The sequence below is a fragment of the Microbacterium sp. NPDC060132 genome (assembly GCF_042729675.1).
In the GTDB taxonomy this organism is placed as follows: domain Bacteria; phylum Actinomycetota; class Actinomycetes; order Actinomycetales; family Microbacteriaceae; genus Microbacterium; species Microbacterium sufflavum.
The window spans coordinates 217,179-235,119 of sequence record NZ_JBHWXU010000001.1; the positions used below are offsets into that span (position 1 = coordinate 217,179).

Below are 17,941 nucleotides of genomic sequence, written 5' to 3' on the forward strand. Positions count from 1 at the left end.
AGCCTACTCCCGGCTCCTCCCCTGCTCGACCCCGCGGCTCTCACACCTCGGAGTCGGCCTTCACCGGCACCGCGATCGACGCCGTGAGCGCCTGCTCGTACCGCCACTGCCGACGCCGCAGCCACAGCCCGCCCGCGATCAGCAGCGCGAGCACGGCGTAGGCGACGGCCGCGAACGGCTGCGCGACGAGCGTCGTCAGGTCGCCCTGGCTCAACTGAAGTGCGCGACGCAGCTGCTCCTCGCCCATCGGCCCGAGGATCATGCCCACCACGAGCGGTGCCACGGGGAACCCGTACCGGCGGAGGAAGTACCCCAGCACACCGATGATGAGCAGGATCAGGATGTCGACGACCGCGAAGTTCAGCGCATAGGCACCGAACGCGGCGAAGAGCAGGATGCCCGCGTAGAGGTACGGCCGAGGGATCTGCAGCAGCTTCACCCACATGCCCACGAGCGGCAGGTTGAGCACGAGCAGGATGACGTTGCCGATGTACAGGCTCGCCACCAGCGCCCACACCAGGTCGGACTGTCCCGTGAACAGCAGCGGGCCCGGCTGCAGGCCGTACGTCTGGAACGCGGTCAGGATGATCGCCGCGGTCGCGGTGGTCGGCAGGCCGAGCGTCAGCAGCGGCACGAGCACTCCGGCCGCTGCCGCGTTGTTCGCCGACTCCGGCCCGGCCACCCCCTCGATGGCGCCACGCCCGAACTCGTCCTTGCGGCGGGAGAGCTTCCGCTCCGTCGCGTACGACAGGAAGGTCGCGACATCGGCACCGCCCGCCGGGATCGTCCCGATCGGGAACCCGATGGCGGTGCCGCGCAGCCACGGCTTCCACGACCTCCGCCAGTCGTCCTTCGTCATCCAGCTCCGCCACCCGCGCGCCACCGGGATCACGTCGACCGCACCGTGGCGCAGACGGGCGGCGACGTAGAGCGTCTCCCCCACGGCGAACAGGCCCACCGCCACCAGCACCACGTCGATGCCGTCCGCGAGCGGCAGCAGGCCGAGCGTGTAGCGCTGCTGCCCGGACAGCCAGTCGGTGCCGACCAGCCCGAGGAACAGCCCGACGCCGAGCGACAGCAGGCCCCGCGGCACCGAGGAGCCCATGAGCGCGCCGACCGTGACGAACGCGACGACGATCAGCGCCACGTAGTCCGCCGGTCCGAGGTTCACGGCGAACTGCGCCAGCACCGGCGCCAGCAGCGTGAGGCCGATCGTCGCGAGCGTGCCGGCGACGAACGAGCCGATCGCCGCGGTCGCGAGGGCCGCGGCGCCCCGGCCGAGCTTGGCCATCCTGTTGCCCTCGATCGCGGTGACGATCGAGGCCGACTCCCCGGGAGTGTTGAGGAGGATGCTCGTGGTCGATCCGCCGTACATGCCGCCGTAGTAGATGCCGGCGAAGGTGATCAGGGCCGCGGCCGGCTCCAGCGTGTAGGTGAGCGGCAGGAGGAGGGCCACCGTCATGGCGGGGCCGATACCCGGGAGCACGCCCACTGCCGTGCCGATCAGCACGCCGAAGAACGCGAACACGAGGTACTGGGGCTGCAGCGCGGTCGCGAAGCCCTCCAGGAGCAGGGTCCAGCTGTCCATCAGAGCATCCTCCCCAGCCAGCCGAGCGCCGGCCCCCACGGGAGCGACAGCCCGAGCAGTCCGCCGAACACGATCTGCACCACGAGCGCGATGGCCGCACCGACCAGCAGGGCCACCCACCATCGGCGTGCTCCGAGCGCCCAGGCGACACCGCCGAACAGCAGCGCCGCGGCGGGCGCCCACCCGAGCGGCTCGATCAGCAGCAGGTGCGCCACCACGAGCGCCACGATCTTCACGAGCGCGAGCCAGTCCGTCGGAAGCGCCTGGTCGATGTCCTCGCCGTCCTCCGGGACGCCGCGGTGACCGCGGAGGATGCTCACGACCACGGCCACCGCCGACCCGAGCAGCAGCACCGACACGAACAGAGGGAACACGGTCGGACCCACCTGGGCCCCGGCAGGGACGTGGATGGAGAACACGCCGACGAGGGCGAACACACCGAGCGCGACCATGAGGAGGGCGAAGACGAGCTCGCCCCGCGGCAGAGACCCGAGCGAGCCCACAGACCGGCGTGTGCCGGTCTGCAGGCCCGAGGGCCCGGGAGACCCGGTCGACATGTCAGCCGACCAGCCCGATGTTCTGCAGCGTCGTGGTGACCTCGCCGATGTTGCCGGTGAGGAACTCGTCGAACTCCGCACCGGTGAGGAACGCGTCGGCCCACCCGCGGGTCTCCAGCTCGTCCTTCCAGGCGTCCGACTCCTCCAGCTCGGTCACGATGCGCTCCAGCTCCGCGCGCTCGGCGTCGTCGATGCCACCGGGGGCGATCACGCCGCGCCAGTTGGTGAGCACCACGTCGTAGCCGGCGTCGGTGATGGTGTCCACGTCGGGCAGCTGCGCGACGGGCTCGTCGGACGACACCGCGAGCGCCTTCATCGTCCCCGCCTCGATGTGCTGCAGGAACTCGCCGACGCCCGAGATGCCCGCGGCGACCTTGCCGCCGAGGATCAGCGACGTCGCCTCGCCGCCACCGGAGTTGGGCGTGTAGTTAAGCTTCTCCGCAATCTCCCCGCCGTCCAGGCCCGCCTCCTCCAGCAGGAGCCCGGCCAGGATGTGGTCGGCCCCGCCCGCCGAACCGCCGGTGATGGTCACGGCCTGTCCGCGGTCGACGACGTCCTCCACCAGGTCCTCGAGCGTGTCGTACTCCGACTCCGCGGGCACGACCACCACGAGCGGCTCGTCGGTGAGGCGGGCGATCGGTGTCATGTCCTCGATGCGGACCGCGGACGCGTTGGTCTCGACCGCTCCGACCATGACCAGTCCCATCACCATGAGCGTCGCCGGGTCCTTCTCGTTGGCGAGCTGCGCGAGGCCGACGGTCCCCCCGGCGCCTCCGACGTTCGTGACCGGGGCGGAGCCGACGATCCCCTCCTCGGTGAGCAGCTGCGACATCGCGCGGCCGGTCTGGTCCCACCCGCCGCCAGGGTCGGCGGGGACCACGATGTTCAGGTCGGTGATGGCGACGGCTTCGCCGTCTCCGTCCGAGCCTCCGGCGTCTCCGCCTCCCGACGAGCACGCGGTGAGAGCGAGGGCGGTGGCGGCGACCGCGGCGGTCAGGGTGGCGATGCGGACGTACTTCATGGCGCTCCTCCTTGAGCGTTCGAGTGCAATCCGTCCACCATCGAGGTGTGGATGCGGCCGCTCAAGCTTCCGAAACCATTGGTCGCGTTCCGTAAGTATTGGTCGCGAACGCCGGTCCGCGCGGCTCGCGCCCTGGTTCGACAGCCGGGAGAATGAGCGGGTGGCCTCGAAGATGACGCTCCGGATGCAGCTGCTCGCACTGCAGGCGCTGATCGTGTTCCTGGTGACCCTCGCCACGGGGATCGCCGCCGGGGCGTTCCAGGAGAACGCACTCCGCGAGGCCTACAAGGATCGCATGCAGGCGGTCGCGCAGTCCGTGGCCGCGCTGCCCGTGGTGCTCGACGCGTTCGACGACGACGATCCCTCCGCGGCGATCCAGCCGGTCGCGGAGGTGATCAGGGAGGCGTCCGACCTCGCTTACGTGGTGGTCGCCAACGACGACGGCATCCGGTACTCGCACCCGAACCCGGAGCGCATCGGCGAACGGGTCTCGACCGATCCGTCGATCCCGCTCGGCGGCGATATCTACGTGGGAACGCAGACCGGCACGCTGGGCACCTCCTGGCGCGTGAAGGTGCCGATCCGGGATGAGGATGGCGTCGTGATCGGCACCGCATCGGTGGGCATCCTGGAGTCGGAGCTCAGTGAGGAGTTCACCGCCAACCTGGTGTGGCTGATCTCCGCCATGCTCGCCGCTGCCGTGCTGGGCGTGTTCGGAGCGGCATGGGTGACCTCGGTGATCCGGCGCCGCATCTACCGCTTGGAGCCCCATCAGATCGCGGCACTCGTGAAGAACCAGGAGACGACGCTGCACGGGCTGAGCGAGGGCGTGGTCACGGTCGACGGTTCCGGGCGCATCACGCTCGCGAACGACGCGGCCGCCCGTTTCCTCGGTCGTGATGCGGGCGACCTCGACGGTGCCGTGGCGGCCGACGTCCTGGGCGAGGAGCTCACGACGGTGCTGCGTGAGGGCGAGGCCGCGGGCCGCCCGGTGATCGTAGGGTCGCACGTGCTCGTCGCCCGCAGCACCGCGAGCCGCGACGACGACGCCGACCGTGGCGCGACCCTGCTGCTGCGCGACCACACCGAGTTGCACGACGTGGTGCAGCGTGTCGAGGCGGCAGACGCCATCATCGCGTTCCGCGAGCGGTTCGGCCTGCCGAAGGGACTGAGCGCGGAGACGCTCCACCGCGTGTCCACGGCACTCGCCGCCCGTCCGGACGCCTCAGCGGCGGAGCTGGGCGCCGACCTCGACATCTCCCGCGTGAGCGCCCGCCGCTACCTGGAGCATCTGGCCGCCACCGGGCAGGCGGTGCGCTCGCTCGACTACAGCACGAAGGGCCGACCGGGGGCGCGGTACCGCAGCACCGACGGCCGCTGATGACCCCCGGTGACGACGAAGCCCGCCACCCCAGTGGGGCGGCGGGCTTCGTGGCGTTCGAGTGTTACTCGGACTTCTTCTCGACAGCGTCCTCGGCGGCGGCCTCAGCGGCCTCGCCCTCGGCCTGCGACTCGGCGCCGGCCTCGGCAGCGGTGTCCTCGGCCGGGGTCTCCTCGGCCGGAGCCTCGGTGGTCTCCTCGGCGGCGGGGGTCTCCTCGGCGGCGGGCTTCTCGGCCTTCGGCGCGGCAGCAGCCTTCTTGGTCGACTTCGCCTTCGGGGTGACGGGCTCGAGGACGAGCTCGATCACGGCCATCGGAGCGTTGTCGCCCTTACGGTTGCCGACCTTGGTGATGCGCGTGTAGCCACCCTCGCGGTCCGCGACGAGCGGAGCGATCTCGTTGAACAGGACGTGCACGACTTCCTTGTCACCGATGACCGACAGCACGCGACGGCGTGCGTGCAGGTCTCCGCGCTTGGCGAAGGTGATCAGGCGCTCGGCGAGCGGACGCAGGCGCTTGGCCTTGGTCTCGGTCGTCTTGATCGACTTGTGGGTGTACAGCGCGGCAGCCAGGTTGGCAAGCAGCAGGCGCTCGTGGGCGGGGCCGCCTCCGAGGCGGGGACCCTTCGTGGGCTTGGGCATAATCGTCTAACTCCTGGTCAGGAAAGGTCGGGTATCAGAAGGACTCGTCTTCGCTGCCGCCGTAGAAGTGGGCGCCGTCGAAACCGGGCACCGAATCCTTGAGCGACAGACCGAGCGAGATGAGCTTGTCGCGCACCTCGTCGACCGACTTCTGGCCGAAATTGCGGATGTTCATGAGCTGCGTCTCCGAGAGGGCGACGAGCTCCGAAACGGTGTTGATGCCCTCACGCTTCAGGCAGTTGTACGAGCGGACCGACAGGTCGAGGTCCTCGATCGGCATCGACAGCTCGTTGGAGTTCACAGCCTCCACGGGCGCCGGGCCGATCTCGATGCCCTCGGCCTCGACGTTCAGCTCGCGGGCGAGACCGAACAGCTCGGTGAGCGTCTTGGCGGCCGAGGCGACGGCGTCGCGCGGGCTGATCGCCGACTTGGTCTCGACGTCGAGGACGAGCTTGTCGAAGTCGGTGCGCTCACCGGCACGGGTGGCGTCGACGCGGTAGCTGACCTTGAGGACCGGAGAGTAGATCGAGTCGATCGGGATCTGGCCCGCCTCGGCGTACTCGTTGCGGTTCTGCGTCGCCGAGACGTAGCCACGACCGCGCTCGATCGTCAGCTCGAGCTCGAACTTGGCGGTGTCGTTGAGCGTGGCGATGACGAGCTCGGGGTTGTGCACCTCGACACCGGCCGGAGCCGAGATGTCGGCGGCGGTCACTTCACCGGCACCGGTCTTGCGCAGGTAGGCCGTGATGGGCTCGTCGCGCTCGCTGGAGACGACCAGCTGCTTGATGTTGAGGATGATCTCGGTGACATCCTCCTTCACGCCGGGGATGGTGCTGAACTCGTGCAGCACGCCGTCGATACGGACGCTGGTGACAGCGGCGCCGGGGATCGACGACAGCAGGCTGCGGCGCAGCGCGTTGCCGATCGTGTAGCCGAAGCCGGGCTCCAGAGGCTCGATGATGAACCGGCTCCGGTTCTCGACGATCTTTTCCTCGGTCAGTGTGGGACGCTGTGCAATAAGCACTCTGTGTTCCTTTCGATCACATGCCCGCTATATGACATGTGGTGGGGTGAGGTCTTGAGTTGTGGAAGTCGATGCCCGCGCGGGGCGCCGAGCCGCTCGGCTCCGGAGAGACGAGCGGCTCGGTGCACGCATCAGACGCGGCGACGCTTCGGCGGGCGGCAGCCGTTGTGCGCCTGCGGGGTGACGTCCTGGATCGAGCCCACCTCGAGGCCGGCGGCCTGCAGCGAGCGGATCGCGGTCTCGCGGCCGGAGCCCGGACCCTTCACGAAGACGTCGACCTTCTTGACGCCGTGCTCCTGCGCCTGGCGGGCGGCCGACTCGGCGGCCATGCCTGCGGCGTACGGGGTCGACTTGCGGGAGCCCTTGAAGCCCACGCCACCCGACGACGCCCAGCTGATGACAGCGCCGGACGGGTCGGTGATCGAAACGATGGTGTTGTTGAACGTCGACTTGATGTGGGCCTGGCCCAGCGCGATGTTCTTCTTCTCCTTGCGGCGCGGCTTGCGCGCGGCGGCCTTGGGTGCAGCCATGAAAGTGTTCTCCTAGTCCCTGGCCGCTGCTTAGCGGGCCTTCTTCTTGCCGGCGACGGTGCGCTTCGGGCCCTTGCGGGTACGGGCGTTGGTCTTGGTGCGCTGGCCGCGGACCGGGAGGCCACGACGGTGGCGCAGGCCCTCGTAGGAGCCGATCTCGACCTTGCGGCGGATGTCTGCGGCGACCTCGCGGCGAAGGTCACCCTCCACCTTGTAGTTGCCTTCGATGTAGTCGCGGAGGGCGACGAGCTGGTCGTCGCTGAGGTCCTTCACGCGGATGCTCTCGTCGATGTCGGTCGCCTTGAGGATCTCGACCGAGCGGGTACGGCCGACGCCGTAGATGTAGGTAAGGGCGATCACCACGCGCTTGTCGCGCGGGATGTCAACGCCGGCAAGACGTGCCATGCGGTTCTCCTGGGTGTTGTGGAGGTGTGGAGCAGGATCGGTGCCCGGGCCTCCGCCCCGAGGTGTCCCCCGCTGTCGCGGGTTCTGATCCTGCCGTGTCGTATTGAGTTATGAGATTGCGAGAGCGGTGCTCACGCAGCGGTGGGCACTCAGCCCTGGCGCTGCTTGTGACGCGGGTTGCTCTTGCAGATCACCATGACGCGGCCGTGGCGACGGATCACCTTGCAGTGGTCGCAGATCGGCTTGACGCTGGGGTTGACCTTCATGTTGTTTCCTGTTCGCTGTCTTCACCGGGCAGGCGGAATGCCTGGGGTGTTACTTCTCGACCGATCAGCGGTAGCGGTAGACGATGCGGCCGCGGGTCAGATCGTAGGGGCTGAGCTCCACGACGACACGATCCTCGGGGATGATGCGGATGTAGTTCTGCCGCATCTTTCCGGAGATCGTCGCCAGGACCTTGTGTCCGTTGGTGAGCTCAACGCGGAACATCGCGTTGGGCAGAGCCTCGGAGATCACGCCTTCGATCTCGATGACACCGTCTTTCTTAGCCATAGCCTCGCTGACGCTTCTGCAGACCGGTCGATCTGCGGTGGATGGGTGGGGGTGGCGCCTGGCCGATCGGACACGCCGAACGCATGGCACAAGGCACCAAAGATCTATGTTATCCGACGATGCCCCGTCCGGCAACTTGGCCGGACGGGGCATCGGGGCGGATCACACTCAGCTCAGGAGGTCGGTGAGCTTCTTCATGTCGGCCTGATTCTGCAGGTCGAGCCGCTCGCCGTTGATCTCAACGGTCGGGGTGCCCTTGATGTCGTTCTGCTTCGCCTGGGCGGCGCCGAACTTGCGATAGGTCTCGTCGGTGATGCACGAGACGACGTCGTCGTCCGCACCCACCTGCTTCGCGAACTCGGCCAGCTGGTCGGTGGTCAGACCCGCGGTGTTCTCCGTCGGCTGGTTCTCGAACAGCACCTTCGCGTAGTCGAAGTAGAGGTCGGCGTCGGACTCCGCGACGCAGAACGCCGCCCCGGCCGAACGCGACGAGTACTCGGTGCCCTGCGAGAAGCGGTCGAGGATCGCGATGGGGTGGTTCACGAGCGTGATCTCCCCGCTCGCCGCCTTCTCCTCCAGCTGCGCACCGAACTGGTCCTCGAAGGCCTTGCACGCCGGGCACTGGAAGTCGAGGAACACCGCGACGGTGTCCTTGCCGTCGCCCTTGCTGATCGAACCGGCCTCGGGGTCGAAGTTCTTGCTGGCGCTCGGCACGGCTCCCGGCGACGTGGCCTGGTTGTTGAGGAACACCACGAGTCCACCGATCGCGACCAGGACCACGACGACGGCGATGGAGATGCCGATCGCGAACCAGTTGGTGTTGCTCTTCGCCGCTGCCATTACTTTCCGATCTCTCGAGGCTCGACCCCGAACGGGGCGAGTCCGGCTCTTCCGCCATCGGGCGCCGTGAGCACCCATATGCCACCATCATGTCGGGCGACGCTATGTTCCCAATGTGAGCCGTCAGTGCCGTCGACCGTGGTCACGGTCCAGTCGTCGTCCTCGATGAACGTGGCCTCGCCGCCGGCGGTGACCATCGGCTCGATCGCCAGCACGAGCCCGGGCTTCACGTCGGCGCCGCGGTCGGGCGTGCGGTAGTTGAAGACGCTCGGGGCCTCGTGCATCTTGCGGCCGATCCCGTGGCCGACGTACTCGCGGAGGATGCCGTACGGCTGCCCCGACACCGCCGATGGCCCTTGCGCCTCGATGTAGTCCTGGATCGCGGCGCCGATCTCGTCGATCGAGGTCGCGGTGGCCATCGCGGCGATGCCCGCCCACATCGACCCCTCGGTCACGCGCGAGAGCTCCTCGCGACGGGCCACGAGCTCCGGACGCTCCGCGTCGGGGACAACGACCGTAATCGCACTGTCGCCGTTCCATCCCTCGTACTGGGCGCCGCAGTCCACCGACACGATGTCGCCGGGCTCGAGCACGCGCTCCCCCGGGATGCCGTGGACCACCTGCTCGTTCACCGACACGCAGATCGTGTGGTGATAGCCGCGCACCAGCTGGAAGTTCGACTCGGCCCCGCGCTGGCGGATCGCGCGGTTGGCTGCGGCGTCGAGCTCGATGGTCTTCACGCCCGCCCTGATGAGGGGACGGACGGCATCGAGTGCCGCGGCCGTGATCAGCCCGGGCTCGACCATGGCGCGCAACTGCGCCGGGGTCTTGTAGATCGAGCGGCGGAACATCTCAGGCTGCGGAGGCCGCGGAGCGCAGACCCCTCGCGGAGAGTGCTGCAGCGATGCGCTCGGTGATCTCCTCGAGCGAGCCGACGCCGTCGATGCGGTCGACGATCCCGCGCGCGCTGTAGACCTCGATGATCGGGGCCGTCTCGTTCTCGTAGATGTCCAGGCGGTGTGCGATGGCCTCGTCCGTGTCGTCCGAACGCCCCTGCTCCGCGGCACGGAGCGCGAGACGCGCGATGCTCTCCTCGCGCGGGACGTCGAGCAGGATCACAGCGTCGAGCGCCTCCCCCCGGCCCTCAAGGAACGCGTCGAGGTGCTCGACCTGAGCCGTGTTCCGGGGGTAACCATCGAGCAGGAAGCCGTTCGCGGCATCCTCCTGGCTCAGCCGGTCGCGCACGATCTCGCTCGTCAGCTCGTCCGGCACGAGGTCGCCCTTGTCGAGGATGGCCGTGACCTGCTGGCCGAGCGCCGTCCCCTCCTTGATGTTCGCGCGGAAGATGTCTCCGGTCGAGACGACCGGGATGCCGTAGGACTCGGCGATGCGCACACCCTGCGTGCCCTTGCCGGAACCCTGCGGACCGACGATGAGAAGACGTGCGGATGCTGTCATCGGAGAAGCCCTTCGTAGTGTCGCTGCTGCAGCTGGGCGTCGATCTGCTTGACCGTCTCCAGTCCGACGCCGACGATGATGAGGATCGACGCGCCACCGAACGGGAAGTTCTGGTTGGCACCGACCGTGGCGAGGGCGATCAGCGGGATCAGCGCGATCAGACCCAGGTAGAGCGAGCCGGGCAGCGTGATGCGGGTGAGCACGTAGTCGAGGTACTCGGCCGTCGGGCGACCCGCGCGGATGCCGGGGATGAAGCCGCCGTACTTCTTCATGTTGTCGGCGACCTCGACCGGGTTGAACGTGATCGCGACGTAGAAGTAGGTGAACCCGATGATCAGCAGGAAGTAGGCGATCATGTAGATCGGGCTGTTGCCGGTCGTGAAGTTCGCCGTGACCCAGCTCACCCAGGCGGGCGGCGTCGAGCCGTCCTGCGGGGTGTTGAACTGCGCGATCAGCGCGGGGATGTACAGCAGCGACGACGCGAAGATCACGGGGATCACACCCGCCATGTTCACCTTGATCGGGATGTACGTGTTCGTGCCGCCGTACGTGCGCCGGCCCACCATCCGCTTGGCGTACTGCACCGGGATGCGGCGCTGCGACTGTTCGACGAACACCACCAGGCCCATCACGATGATGCCGACCACGAGCACGAGCAGGAAGATCTCGAAGCCCTTCGTCTGCCAGATGATGCTCATGGCGCCCGGGAAGGTGGCGGCGATCGAGGTGAAGATCAGCAGCGACATGCCGTTGCCGATGCCGCGCTCGGTCACGAGCTCCGCGAACCACATGATGAGGCCGGTACCGGCGGTCATCGCCATGATGATGAGCAGCTGCGCCCACCACACGTCGTTCGTGAGCAGCTGCTGGCAGGCCGCGATGTCGGTCGCGCCGAACAGCTGACCGCTGCGGGCGACCGTGACGAGCGTCGTCGACTGCAGCAGCGCGAGCGCGATCGTGAGGTACCGCGTGTACTGGGTCAGCTTCGCCTGTCCGGCCTGACCCTCCTTGTGCAGCGCCTCGAAGTGCGGGATGACGACGCGGAGGAGCTGCGTGATGATCGTCGCGGTGATGTACGGCATCACGCCGAGGGCGAAGATCGACAGCTGCAGCAGCGCGCCGCCGGAGAAGAGGTTGACCAGTCCGAGCAGACCCTCGGTGCCGGTGTTGGCCGCGAGGCACTCCTCGACGTTCGGGAAGTTCACGAACGGCGCGGGGACGTTCGAGCCGAGTCGGTAGATCGCGATGATGGCGAGCGTGAAACCGATCTTCCGACGCAGGTCGGGCGTGCGGAAGATCCGCGCGATGGCGCTAAACAAGGACGTTCCTCCTGAAAAGGTTGCCGGTCCCTGAAGGACGGCTGAAAGACCAGGGTAACTCACTCCGAGGTCTGCGATTGCGGCGTCGCCGCGTGCCCGCCGGCCGAATCAGAAGAGGGGCCGGAGAATCTCCGACCCCTCTTCTGCGGTGGTTACTTGACGGATCCGCCCGCAGCCACGATCTTCTGCTCGGCGGAACCCGAGACCTTGTCGACCGCGACGGTGAGCTTCACGGCGATGTCGCCGTTGCCGAGAACCTTGACCTTCTCGTTCTTGCGGACCGCCCCCTTGGCCACCAGGTCGCTGACGGTCACGTCGCCGCCCTGGGGGTAGAGCTCCGCGAGCTTCTCCAGGTTCACGACCTGGTACTCGACGCGGAACGGGTTCTTGAACCCGCGCAGCTTCGGGGTGCGCATGTGCAGCGGCATCTGCCCACCCTCGAAGCCGACGCGCACGGTGTTGCGGGCCTTCGTGCCCTTCGTGCCGCGACCGGCGGTCTTGCCCTTCGAGCCCTCACCGCGACCCACACGGGTCTTGGCGGTGTTGGCGCCGGGGACAGGACGCAGGTGGTGCACCTTGAGCACGCCGGGGCGGGACGCAGGAGCGTCCTTCTTCGGCGCGGCCTTCTTCGCAGCCGGCTTCGCGGCGGCGTCGGCCTTCGCGTCGGAGGCGGCCGTCTTGGCCGGCGCCTTCTTCGCAGCGGGCTTCTTCTCAGCAGCAGCCTTGGGAGCGGCAGCCTTCTTCGGGGCCTTCTCGGCCTCGACGGCGGCGTCGTTCTTCTCAGCCATTAGTCGATCTCCTCAACCTTGACGAGGTGGGCGACGGTCTTGACGTAGCCGCGCGTCTGCGCGTCGTCGGGGCGGACGGTGCTGTCACCGATCCGCTTGAGACCGAGGCTGCGCAGCGTGTCGCGCTGGTTCTGCTTCTCGCTCACCTTGGACTTGATCTGCGTGACCTTGAGTCGCGCGGCCATCAGGCACCTACCTTCTGTGCGGCGATGGCCTCGGCCTCGGCGCGGACGAGACGCGCCGGGGCGACCTGGTCGAACTCGAGACCACGACGTGCGGCGACGGCGCGGGGCTCCTCGAGCTCCTTCAGGGCGGTGACCGTCGCGTGCACGATGTTGATCGTGTTCGACGAGCCGAGCGACTTGGACAGCACGTCGTGGATACCAGCGCACTCGAGCACGGCGCGGACCGGACCACCGGCGATCACACCGGTACCGGCAGCGGCCGGACGCAGCAGCACGACACCGGCGGCCGACTCACCCTGCACGGGGTGCGGGATGGTGCTGCCGACGCGGGGCACGCGGAAGAAGTTGCGCTTGGCCTCTTCGACACCCTTCGAGATCGCCAGGGGGACCTCGCGGGCCTTGCCGTAGCCGACGCCCACCAGACCGTTGCCGTCACCGACGACCACGAGAGCGGTGAAGCTGAAGCGACGACCACCCTTCACGACCTTCGAGACGCGGTTGATGGTGACGACGCGCTCCAGGAACTGGTTGTCGCCGCGGTCGCGCGAGTTGCGGTCGCGGCCGCCCTGGTTGCGGTCACGTCCGCCGCGGCGGCCGTCCCGCTGGTCACGAGTCGGCTCAGCCTGCGTGGTGCCGGCGGCCGTCTCGGAAGTGGCAGCTGCCGCTTCGGTCACTTCGTTCTCCTTGTTGTCACTCACAGTGCCAGACCCCCTTCACGGGCGCCGTCGGCGATGGCGGCGACACGACCCGCGTAGCGGTTGCCGCCACGGTCGAACACAGCCTCGGAAACGCCGGCAGCCTTCGCACGCTCGGCGAGCAGCTCGCCGACCTTGCGAGCCTTGGCGGTCTTGTCGCCCTCGAGCGAGCGCAGGTCGGTCTCGAGCGTCGATGCCGACGCGACCGTGTGACCCTTGCTGTCGTCGACGAGCTGCACGAAGACGTGACGCGCCGAACGGTTGACGACGAGACGCGGACGCGCCTCGGTGCCCACGATCTTCTTGCGAAGACGGGCGTGACGACGCGCGCGGGCGTCGGACTTCGACTTCACAGCCATGGTTACTTACCAGCCTTTCCGGCCTTGCGACGCACGACCTCGCCGGCGTAGCGCACACCCTTGCCCTTGTACGGCTCGGGCTTGCGGATCTTGCGGATGTTCGCAGCCGCCTCACCGACGGCCTGCTTGTCGATCCCGCTGACGGTGAGCTTGTTCGTGCCCTCGACCGTGAGCGTGATGCCGGCGGGCGGGTCGATCAGGACCGGGTGCGAGAAGCCGAGGGCGAACTCGACCGAGCTGCCCTTCTGCTGCACGCGGTAGCCGGTGCCGACGACCTCGAGACCCTTGGAGTAGCCCTGGGTCACGCCGATGATGTTGTTGTTGATGAGCGTGCGGGTCAGGCCGTGAAGCGACCGGGACTCGCGCTCGTCGTCGGGGCGGGTGACGAGAACCTGGTTCTCCTCGACCGACACCTCGATGGGGCTGGCCACCGTGAGGGTGAGCTCACCCTTGGGGCCCTTCACCGCGACCTCACGGCCGTCGACCGAAACGGTCACGCCCGCGGGAACGTCGATGGGAAGTCGTCCAATACGCGACATTTCGGATTACCACACGTAGGCGAGAACTTCTCCGCCCACGCCCTTCTGCTCAGCCTGGCGGTCCGTGAGGAGACCGGAGGAGGTGGACAGGATGGCCACGCCGAGGCCGCCGAGGACCGTGGGGATCTCGGTGGACTTCGCGTACACGCGAAGGCCGGGCTTCGACACGCGCTTGATGCCCGCGATGGAGCGCTCGCGGTTCGGGCCGTACTTCAGCGTCAGCGTGAGGTTCTTGCCCACGCGCGCGTCGGACGTCTCCCAACCGGCGATGTAGCCCTCCTGCTGGAGGATCTCCGCGATGTGCGTCTTGAGCTTGCTCGACGGCAGGGTCACGGAGTCGTGGTGCGCCGAGTTCGCGTTGCGCAGACGGGTCAGCATGTCTGCGACCGGGTCTGTCATTGTCATGGTTGTCTACTTTCGTTCATGAGGTTCCGGCTGCCGTTACACGACAGACGGCCTGCGATGAGCACGCAATCTTCAATTGTACGTGCACATCGACGGGCTCAGTGACACGAGACCACTGAGCCCGTCGACGGTGTTACGCCTGAGCGTCGTCCGCGCGGAACGGGAAGCCGAGGTGACGCAGAAGCGCGCGGCCCTCGTCGTCCGTCTTCGCCGAGGTCACGACGGTGATGTCGAAGCCCCGGACGCGGTCGATCTTGTCCTGATCGATCTCGTGGAACACGCTCTGCTCCTGGAGACCGAACGTGTAGTTGCCGTTGCCGTCGAACTGCTTGGCCGACAGACCGCGGAAGTCGCGGATGCGGGGCAGAGCGAGCGACACCAGACGGTCCACGAACTCCCACGCGCGGTCACCGCGGAGGGTGACGTGCGCGCCGATGGCCTGTCCCTCACGCAGCTTGAACTGCGCGATCGACTTGCGAGCCTTCGTGACGATCGGCTTCTGACCGGTGATGCGGGTGAGGTCCTCGACCGCACCATCGATCACCTTGCTGTCGCGAGCCGCCTCGCCGACACCGGTGTTCACGACCACCTTGACCAGGCCGGGGATCTGCATGACGTTCGAGTAGCCGAACTCGTCCTGCAGAGCCTTCTTGATCTCGGCGTTGTACTTCGCCTTCAGGCGGGGCTGGATCTTGCCAGCCACCGCAGCGTCGGTCGTTGCCATCAGAGGTCCTTACCGCTCTTCTTCGCGTACCGCACGCGGACGGTGCGCTTGACGCCGTCCTTGGTCTGCTCCTCGACCCGGTGGCCGACCTTGGTCGGCTTCTTGGTCGAGGGGTCGACGAGTGCGACGTTCGAGATGTGGATGGGCGCCTCGACGGTCTCGAGGCCACCCGTCTTGGTGCCACGCTGCGTCTGACCGACGCGGGTGTGCTTGGTGACGTAGTTGACGCCCTCGACGACGACACGGTTCTGCTCGACGAGGATGTCGAGCACCTTGCCCTGCTTGCCGCGGTCGCCACCACGCTCGGGCTTGGCGCCCGAGATGACCTGAACCAGGTCGCCCTTCTTGATCTTCGCCATGATCAGATGACCTCCGGTGCCAGCGAGACGATCTTCATGAACTTCTTGTCGCGAAGCTCACGGCCGACCGGGCCGAAGATACGGGTGCCGCGGGGCTCCCCGTCGTTCTTCAGGATGACGGCGGCGTTCTCGTCGAACTTGATGTAGGAGCCGTCCGGACGACGGACCTCCTTCTTGGTGCGGACGATGACCGCCTTGACGACGTCGCCCTTCTTGACGTTGCCACCGGGGATCGCGTCCTTGACGGTCGCGACGATGGTGTCGCCCAGGCCCGCGTAGCGGCGGCGCGAACCACCGAGAACGCGGATCGTGAGCAGCTCCTTGGCGCCGGTGTTGTCGGCGACCTTGAGTCGGGACTCCTGCTGAATCACTTGGCCTTCTCCAGAATCTCCACCAGGCGCCAGCGCTTCGTGGCGCTCAGCGGGCGGGTCTCGTTGATCAGGACCAGGTCGCCGATGCCGGCGGTGTTCGCCTCATCGTGCGCCTTGACCTTCGACGTGCGGCGGATGACCTTGCCGTAAAGCGGGTGCTTCACGCGGTCCTCCACCTCGACGACGATGGTCTTGTCCATCTTGTCGCTGACGACGTAGCCGCGACGGGCCTTGCGGTACCCGCGGGCGTCCGCGTCGCGCACGTCGTGAGCGGCGTGCTCAACCTCGACGGCAGCTTCCTTCTTGGTGGCCATCACTCAGCCTCTTCCTTCACGGCGTCGTCGGCGGCGTCCGCCTTCTTCGCCTTCGACTTGGTCGCCTTCTTCGCGGGAGCCTCGACCGGAGCGGGCGTCGCACGGATGCCCAGCTCACGCTCGCGGATCACGGTGTACAGGCGCGCGATGTCGCGCTTGACGGCGCGGATGCGGCCGTGGCTCTCCAGCTGGCCGGTGGCCGACTGGAAACGGAGGTTGAACAGCTCCTCCTTGGCCTTGCGCAGCTCCTCAACGAGGCGCTGGTCTTCGAACGTGTCGAGCTCTGCCGGAGCGAGCTCCTTGGTGCCGATCGCCATTACGCGTCGCCCTCCTCGCGCTTGATGATGCGTGCCTTGAGCGGCAGCTTGTGGATTGCACGGGTCAGTGCCTCGCGAGCGAGCTGCTCGTCGACACCCGCGACCTCGAAGAGGACACGGCCCGGCTTGACGTTGGCGACCCACCACTCGGGGGAACCCTTACCGGAACCCATGCGGGTCTCGGCCGGCTTCTTCGTGAGCGGACGGTCCGGGTAGATGTTGATCCACACCTTGCCGCCACGCTTGATGTGACGGGTCATCGCGATACGAGCGGACTCGATCTGACGGTTCGTCACGTACGCGGGCGTGAGGGCCTGGATGCCGAACTCGCCGAAGGAGACCTTCGTGCCGCCGGTGGCCTGACCCGAGCGACCCGGGTGGTGCTGCTTGCGGTACTTGACCTTACGGGGGATGAGCATTATGCCGAAGCTCCTTCTGCAACAGGTGCCTCGTTGCGCGGGGCACGGCGGCGGTCACCACGGTCGTCGCGGCGCGACTTCGGCGCGTTGGCCTGCTCGCGTGCGAGCTCCTTGGCGGTGAGGTCGCCCTTGTAGATCCACACCTTCACGCCGATGCGGCCGAAGGTGGTCTTGGCCTCGTAGAAGCCGTAGTCGATGTTCGCGCGCAGCGTGTGCAGCGGCACACGACCCTCGCGGTAGAACTCCGAGCGGCTCATCTCAGCGCCGCCGAGACGGCCCGAGACCTGGATGCGGATGCCCTTGGCGCCGGCGCGCTGAGCGCCCTGCAGACCCTTGCGCATCGCGCGACGGAACGCCACACGAGCAGAGAGCTGCTCGGCGATGCCCTGCGCGACCAGCTGAGCGTCGGCCTCGGGGTTCTTGACCTCGAGGATGTTCAGCTGGATCTGCTTGCCCGTGAGCTTCTCGAGGTCGCCGCGGATGCGCTCGGCCTCTGCACCACGACGACCGATCACGATGCCCGGGCGGGCGGTGTGGATGTCGACGCGGACGCGGTCACGGGTGCGCTCGATCTCGATGTTCGAGACGCCGGCACGGTCGAGCTGCGTCTGCAGCAGGCGACGGATCTTGATGTCCTCGGCCACGTAGTCGGCGTAACGCTGACCCGGCTTCGTCGAGTCGGAGAACCAGCGCGACACGTGGTCCGTGGTGATGCCGAGGCGGAAGCCGTACGGGTTGACCTTCTGTCCCATTACTTGCTCGCCTTCTTGTTGCTGTCGCCGGCCGCGGCAGGAGCCGCCTCCGGCGTCGAGAGCACGACCGTGATGTGGCTCGTGCGCTTCTTGATCTGGAAAGCGCGACCCTGTGCACGGGGCTGGAAACGCTTGAGCGTCGTGCCCTCGTCCACGTACGCGTTCTTCACGTACAGGTCCTGCTCGTCGAGGTACTCGCCGTCACGATCCGCCTTGACCTGCGCGTTGGCCATGGCCGACGCGACAAGCTTGTAGATCGGCTCACTGGCGCTCTGCTGCGCGAACTTCAGGATCGCGAGAGCTTCCTGGGCCTGCTTGCCCTTGATGAGCGCGACGACACGACGAGCCTTCTGAGGGGTCACGCGGATGTGTCGCACGCGTGCGATGGACTCCACCATT

The 17,941-nt window shown here is 67.6% G+C and carries 28 protein-coding genes; 1 reads left to right on the forward strand and 27 read right to left on the reverse strand.

Features of this window, described 5'->3' with window-relative positions:
* Window positions 1-40: 40 nt before the first annotated feature.
* The 3 genes from ACFWCH_RS01085 to ACFWCH_RS01095 are packed head-to-tail and all read right to left on the reverse strand — an operon-like array spanning window position 41 to window position 3,166.
* Complete coding sequence (locus tag ACFWCH_RS01085; RefSeq protein WP_247637661.1) at window positions 41-1,588, reverse strand: tripartite tricarboxylate transporter permease; 1,548 nt, start codon at window positions 1,586-1,588, stop codon at window positions 41-43.
* The gene (locus ACFWCH_RS01090; protein WP_240745325.1) at window positions 1,588-2,091 is read right to left on the reverse strand and encodes a tripartite tricarboxylate transporter TctB family protein; all 504 of its coding nucleotides are present in this window, start codon (window positions 2,089-2,091) and stop codon (window positions 1,588-1,590) included. Before ACFWCH_RS01090 ends, ACFWCH_RS01085 begins: the two co-directional genes overlap by 1 nt.
* 55 nt (window positions 2,092-2,146) lie before the next feature.
* Window positions 2,147-3,166, reverse strand: coding sequence for a tripartite tricarboxylate transporter substrate-binding protein (locus ACFWCH_RS01095; protein WP_206252867.1), 1,020 nt, complete (start codon window positions 3,164-3,166; stop codon window positions 2,147-2,149).
* Window positions 3,167-3,326: 160 nt separating this feature from the next.
* On the opposite strand from ACFWCH_RS01095, the gene ACFWCH_RS01100 reads away from it, so the two are divergent.
* Complete coding sequence (locus ACFWCH_RS01100) at window positions 3,327-4,547, forward strand: PAS domain-containing protein (protein WP_378802721.1); 1,221 nt, start codon at window positions 3,327-3,329, stop codon at window positions 4,545-4,547.
* A gap of 64 nt (window positions 4,548-4,611) precedes the next feature.
* On the opposite strand, the gene rplQ is transcribed toward ACFWCH_RS01100, so the two are convergent.
* The 24 genes from rplQ to rplV all read right to left on the reverse strand — a co-directional run bounded on the left by rplQ (window position 4,612) and on the right by rplV (window position 17,940).
* Complete coding sequence (gene rplQ / locus ACFWCH_RS01105; RefSeq protein ID WP_136045901.1) at window positions 4,612-5,187, reverse strand: 50S ribosomal protein L17; 576 nt, start codon at window positions 5,185-5,187, stop codon at window positions 4,612-4,614.
* A gap of 34 nt (window positions 5,188-5,221) precedes the next feature.
* A complete protein-coding gene (locus ACFWCH_RS01110) occupies window positions 5,222-6,211 on the reverse strand; it encodes a DNA-directed RNA polymerase subunit alpha (protein ID WP_136028906.1) in 990 nt (329 codons plus the stop codon).
* 131 nt (window positions 6,212-6,342) lie between these two features.
* The gene (rpsK, locus tag ACFWCH_RS01115) at window positions 6,343-6,741 is read right to left on the reverse strand and encodes a 30S ribosomal protein S11 (RefSeq protein ID WP_045249905.1); all 399 of its coding nucleotides are present in this window, start codon (window positions 6,739-6,741) and stop codon (window positions 6,343-6,345) included.
* A gap of 30 nt (window positions 6,742-6,771) precedes the next feature.
* Window positions 6,772-7,146, reverse strand: a complete 375-nt coding sequence (gene rpsM / locus ACFWCH_RS01120; RefSeq protein WP_062632862.1) for a 30S ribosomal protein S13 — start codon at window positions 7,144-7,146, stop codon at window positions 6,772-6,774.
* Window positions 7,147-7,295: 149 nt separating this feature from the next.
* Window positions 7,296-7,412 (reverse strand): 50S ribosomal protein L36, encoded by a 117-nt coding sequence (gene rpmJ, locus ACFWCH_RS01125; protein WP_005050492.1) that lies wholly within the window; start codon window positions 7,410-7,412, stop codon window positions 7,296-7,298.
* A 64-nt stretch (window positions 7,413-7,476) separates the two neighbouring features.
* Window positions 7,477-7,698, reverse strand: coding sequence for a translation initiation factor IF-1 (gene infA, locus ACFWCH_RS01130; protein ID WP_028496510.1), 222 nt, complete (start codon window positions 7,696-7,698; stop codon window positions 7,477-7,479).
* 168 nt (window positions 7,699-7,866) lie between these two features.
* Window positions 7,867-8,538: a thioredoxin domain-containing protein gene (locus tag ACFWCH_RS01135; RefSeq protein ID WP_136045902.1), complete on the reverse strand. Its 672-nt coding sequence runs from the start codon at window positions 8,536-8,538 to the stop codon at window positions 7,867-7,869.
* Window positions 8,538-9,389: a type I methionyl aminopeptidase gene (map, locus tag ACFWCH_RS01140; RefSeq protein WP_247982080.1), complete on the reverse strand. Its 852-nt coding sequence runs from the start codon at window positions 9,387-9,389 to the stop codon at window positions 8,538-8,540. The genes ACFWCH_RS01135 and map overlap by 1 nt, the downstream gene beginning before the upstream one ends.
* Before the next feature lies 1 nt (window position 9,390).
* Window positions 9,391-9,996 (reverse strand): adenylate kinase, encoded by a 606-nt coding sequence (locus ACFWCH_RS01145; RefSeq protein WP_136045904.1) that lies wholly within the window; start codon window positions 9,994-9,996, stop codon window positions 9,391-9,393.
* A complete protein-coding gene (gene secY, locus ACFWCH_RS01150; protein WP_378802722.1) occupies window positions 9,993-11,315 on the reverse strand; it encodes a preprotein translocase subunit SecY in 1,323 nt (440 codons plus the stop codon). The genes ACFWCH_RS01145 and secY overlap by 4 nt, the downstream gene beginning before the upstream one ends.
* A gap of 152 nt (window positions 11,316-11,467) precedes the next feature.
* Window positions 11,468-12,103: a 50S ribosomal protein L15 gene (gene rplO, locus ACFWCH_RS01155; RefSeq protein ID WP_136028896.1), complete on the reverse strand. Its 636-nt coding sequence runs from the start codon at window positions 12,101-12,103 to the stop codon at window positions 11,468-11,470.
* Window positions 12,103-12,288: a 50S ribosomal protein L30 gene (gene rpmD / locus ACFWCH_RS01160; protein ID WP_067121122.1), complete on the reverse strand. Its 186-nt coding sequence runs from the start codon at window positions 12,286-12,288 to the stop codon at window positions 12,103-12,105. The genes rplO and rpmD overlap by 1 nt, the downstream gene beginning before the upstream one ends.
* Window positions 12,288-12,962, reverse strand: coding sequence for a 30S ribosomal protein S5 (gene rpsE / locus ACFWCH_RS01165; protein WP_200838869.1), 675 nt, complete (start codon window positions 12,960-12,962; stop codon window positions 12,288-12,290). The genes rpmD and rpsE overlap by 1 nt, the downstream gene beginning before the upstream one ends.
* Window positions 12,963-12,982: 20 nt before the next feature.
* Window positions 12,983-13,342: a 50S ribosomal protein L18 gene (gene rplR / locus ACFWCH_RS01170; RefSeq protein WP_136028894.1), complete on the reverse strand. Its 360-nt coding sequence runs from the start codon at window positions 13,340-13,342 to the stop codon at window positions 12,983-12,985.
* Between the two features lie 2 nt (window positions 13,343-13,344).
* Complete coding sequence (gene rplF, locus ACFWCH_RS01175) at window positions 13,345-13,881, reverse strand: 50S ribosomal protein L6 (RefSeq protein WP_136028892.1); 537 nt, start codon at window positions 13,879-13,881, stop codon at window positions 13,345-13,347.
* 6 nt (window positions 13,882-13,887) lie between these two features.
* Window positions 13,888-14,286 (reverse strand): 30S ribosomal protein S8, encoded by a 399-nt coding sequence (rpsH, locus tag ACFWCH_RS01180; protein ID WP_136028890.1) that lies wholly within the window; start codon window positions 14,284-14,286, stop codon window positions 13,888-13,890.
* Window positions 14,287-14,419: 133 nt separating this feature from the next.
* On the reverse strand, window positions 14,420-15,010 hold the full coding sequence (gene rplE, locus ACFWCH_RS01185; RefSeq protein ID WP_136028887.1) for a 50S ribosomal protein L5: 591 nt from the start codon (window positions 15,008-15,010) through the stop codon (window positions 14,420-14,422).
* A complete protein-coding gene (rplX, locus tag ACFWCH_RS01190; protein WP_136028885.1) occupies window positions 15,010-15,369 on the reverse strand; it encodes a 50S ribosomal protein L24 in 360 nt (119 codons plus the stop codon). The genes rplE and rplX overlap by 1 nt, the downstream gene beginning before the upstream one ends.
* 2 nt (window positions 15,370-15,371) lie before the next feature.
* Window positions 15,372-15,740, reverse strand: coding sequence for a 50S ribosomal protein L14 (rplN, locus tag ACFWCH_RS01195; RefSeq protein WP_102191664.1), 369 nt, complete (start codon window positions 15,738-15,740; stop codon window positions 15,372-15,374).
* Window positions 15,737-16,054, reverse strand: a complete 318-nt coding sequence (gene rpsQ, locus ACFWCH_RS01200; RefSeq protein ID WP_136028883.1) for a 30S ribosomal protein S17 — start codon at window positions 16,052-16,054, stop codon at window positions 15,737-15,739. Before rpsQ ends, rplN begins: the two co-directional genes overlap by 4 nt.
* A complete protein-coding gene (gene rpmC / locus ACFWCH_RS01205) occupies window positions 16,054-16,371 on the reverse strand; it encodes a 50S ribosomal protein L29 (protein ID WP_067121112.1) in 318 nt (105 codons plus the stop codon). The genes rpsQ and rpmC overlap by 1 nt, the downstream gene beginning before the upstream one ends.
* Window positions 16,371-16,790 (reverse strand): 50S ribosomal protein L16, encoded by a 420-nt coding sequence (gene rplP, locus ACFWCH_RS01210; RefSeq protein WP_025102402.1) that lies wholly within the window; start codon window positions 16,788-16,790, stop codon window positions 16,371-16,373. The genes rpmC and rplP overlap by 1 nt, the downstream gene beginning before the upstream one ends.
* A complete protein-coding gene (rpsC, locus tag ACFWCH_RS01215; protein ID WP_025102403.1) occupies window positions 16,790-17,542 on the reverse strand; it encodes a 30S ribosomal protein S3 in 753 nt (250 codons plus the stop codon). The genes rplP and rpsC overlap by 1 nt, the downstream gene beginning before the upstream one ends.
* Window positions 17,542-17,940 carry a 50S ribosomal protein L22 gene (gene rplV / locus ACFWCH_RS01220; protein ID WP_025102404.1) on the reverse strand — a complete coding sequence of 133 codons (399 nt, stop codon included), beginning with the start codon at window positions 17,938-17,940 and terminating at the stop codon, window positions 17,542-17,544. Before rplV ends, rpsC begins: the two co-directional genes overlap by 1 nt.
* Window position 17,941: the final 1 nt, after the last annotated feature.

Excerpts from the sequence above, each read along its gene's own strand:
- ACFWCH_RS01085 (WP_247637661.1), bottom strand. The coding sequence starts at position 1,588 with ATGGACAGCTGGACCCTGCTCCTGGAGGGCTTCGCGACCGCGCTGCAG.
- ACFWCH_RS01095 (WP_206252867.1), bottom strand. The coding sequence starts at position 3,166 with ATGAAGTACGTCCGCATCGCCACCCTGACCGCCGCGGTCGCCGCCACC.
- rplQ (WP_136045901.1), bottom strand. The coding sequence starts at position 5,187 with ATGCCCAAGCCCACGAAGGGTCCCCGCCTCGGAGGCGGCCCCGCCCAC.
- rpsK (WP_045249905.1), bottom strand. The coding sequence starts at position 6,741 with ATGGCTGCACCCAAGGCCGCCGCGCGCAAGCCGCGCCGCAAGGAGAAG.
- rpsM (WP_062632862.1), bottom strand. The coding sequence starts at position 7,146 with ATGGCACGTCTTGCCGGCGTTGACATCCCGCGCGACAAGCGCGTGGTG.
- rpmJ (WP_005050492.1), bottom strand. The coding sequence starts at position 7,412 with ATGAAGGTCAACCCCAGCGTCAAGCCGATCTGCGACCACTGCAAGGTG.
- infA (WP_028496510.1), bottom strand. The coding sequence starts at position 7,698 with ATGGCTAAGAAAGACGGTGTCATCGAGATCGAAGGCGTGATCTCCGAG.
- ACFWCH_RS01135 (WP_136045902.1), bottom strand. The coding sequence starts at position 8,538 with ATGGCAGCGGCGAAGAGCAACACCAACTGGTTCGCGATCGGCATCTCC.
- map (WP_247982080.1), bottom strand. The coding sequence starts at position 9,389 with ATGTTCCGCCGCTCGATCTACAAGACCCCGGCGCAGTTGCGCGCCATG.
- ACFWCH_RS01145 (WP_136045904.1), bottom strand. The coding sequence starts at position 9,996 with ATGACAGCATCCGCACGTCTTCTCATCGTCGGTCCGCAGGGTTCCGGC.
- rplO (WP_136028896.1), bottom strand. The coding sequence starts at position 12,103 with ATGGCTGAGAAGAACGACGCCGCCGTCGAGGCCGAGAAGGCCCCGAAG.
- rpmD (WP_067121122.1), bottom strand. The coding sequence starts at position 12,288 with ATGGCCGCGCGACTCAAGGTCACGCAGATCAAGTCCAAGGTGAGCGAG.
- rplR (WP_136028894.1), bottom strand. The coding sequence starts at position 13,342 with ATGGCTGTGAAGTCGAAGTCCGACGCCCGCGCGCGTCGTCACGCCCGT.
- rplF (WP_136028892.1), bottom strand. The coding sequence starts at position 13,881 with ATGTCGCGTATTGGACGACTTCCCATCGACGTTCCCGCGGGCGTGACC.
- rpsH (WP_136028890.1), bottom strand. The coding sequence starts at position 14,286 with ATGACAATGACAGACCCGGTCGCAGACATGCTGACCCGTCTGCGCAAC.
- rplE (WP_136028887.1), bottom strand. The coding sequence starts at position 15,010 with ATGGCAACGACCGACGCTGCGGTGGCTGGCAAGATCCAGCCCCGCCTG.
- rplX (WP_136028885.1), bottom strand. The coding sequence starts at position 15,369 with ATGGCGAAGATCAAGAAGGGCGACCTGGTTCAGGTCATCTCGGGCGCC.
- rpsQ (WP_136028883.1), bottom strand. The coding sequence starts at position 16,054 with ATGGCCACCAAGAAGGAAGCTGCCGTCGAGGTTGAGCACGCCGCTCAC.
- rpmC (WP_067121112.1), bottom strand. The coding sequence starts at position 16,371 with ATGGCGATCGGCACCAAGGAGCTCGCTCCGGCAGAGCTCGACACGTTC.
- rplP (WP_025102402.1), bottom strand. The coding sequence starts at position 16,790 with ATGCTCATCCCCCGTAAGGTCAAGTACCGCAAGCAGCACCACCCGGGT.
- rpsC (WP_025102403.1), bottom strand. The coding sequence starts at position 17,542 with ATGGGACAGAAGGTCAACCCGTACGGCTTCCGCCTCGGCATCACCACG.
- rplV (WP_025102404.1), bottom strand. The coding sequence starts at position 17,940 with ATGGTGGAGTCCATCGCACGCGTGCGACACATCCGCGTGACCCCTCAG.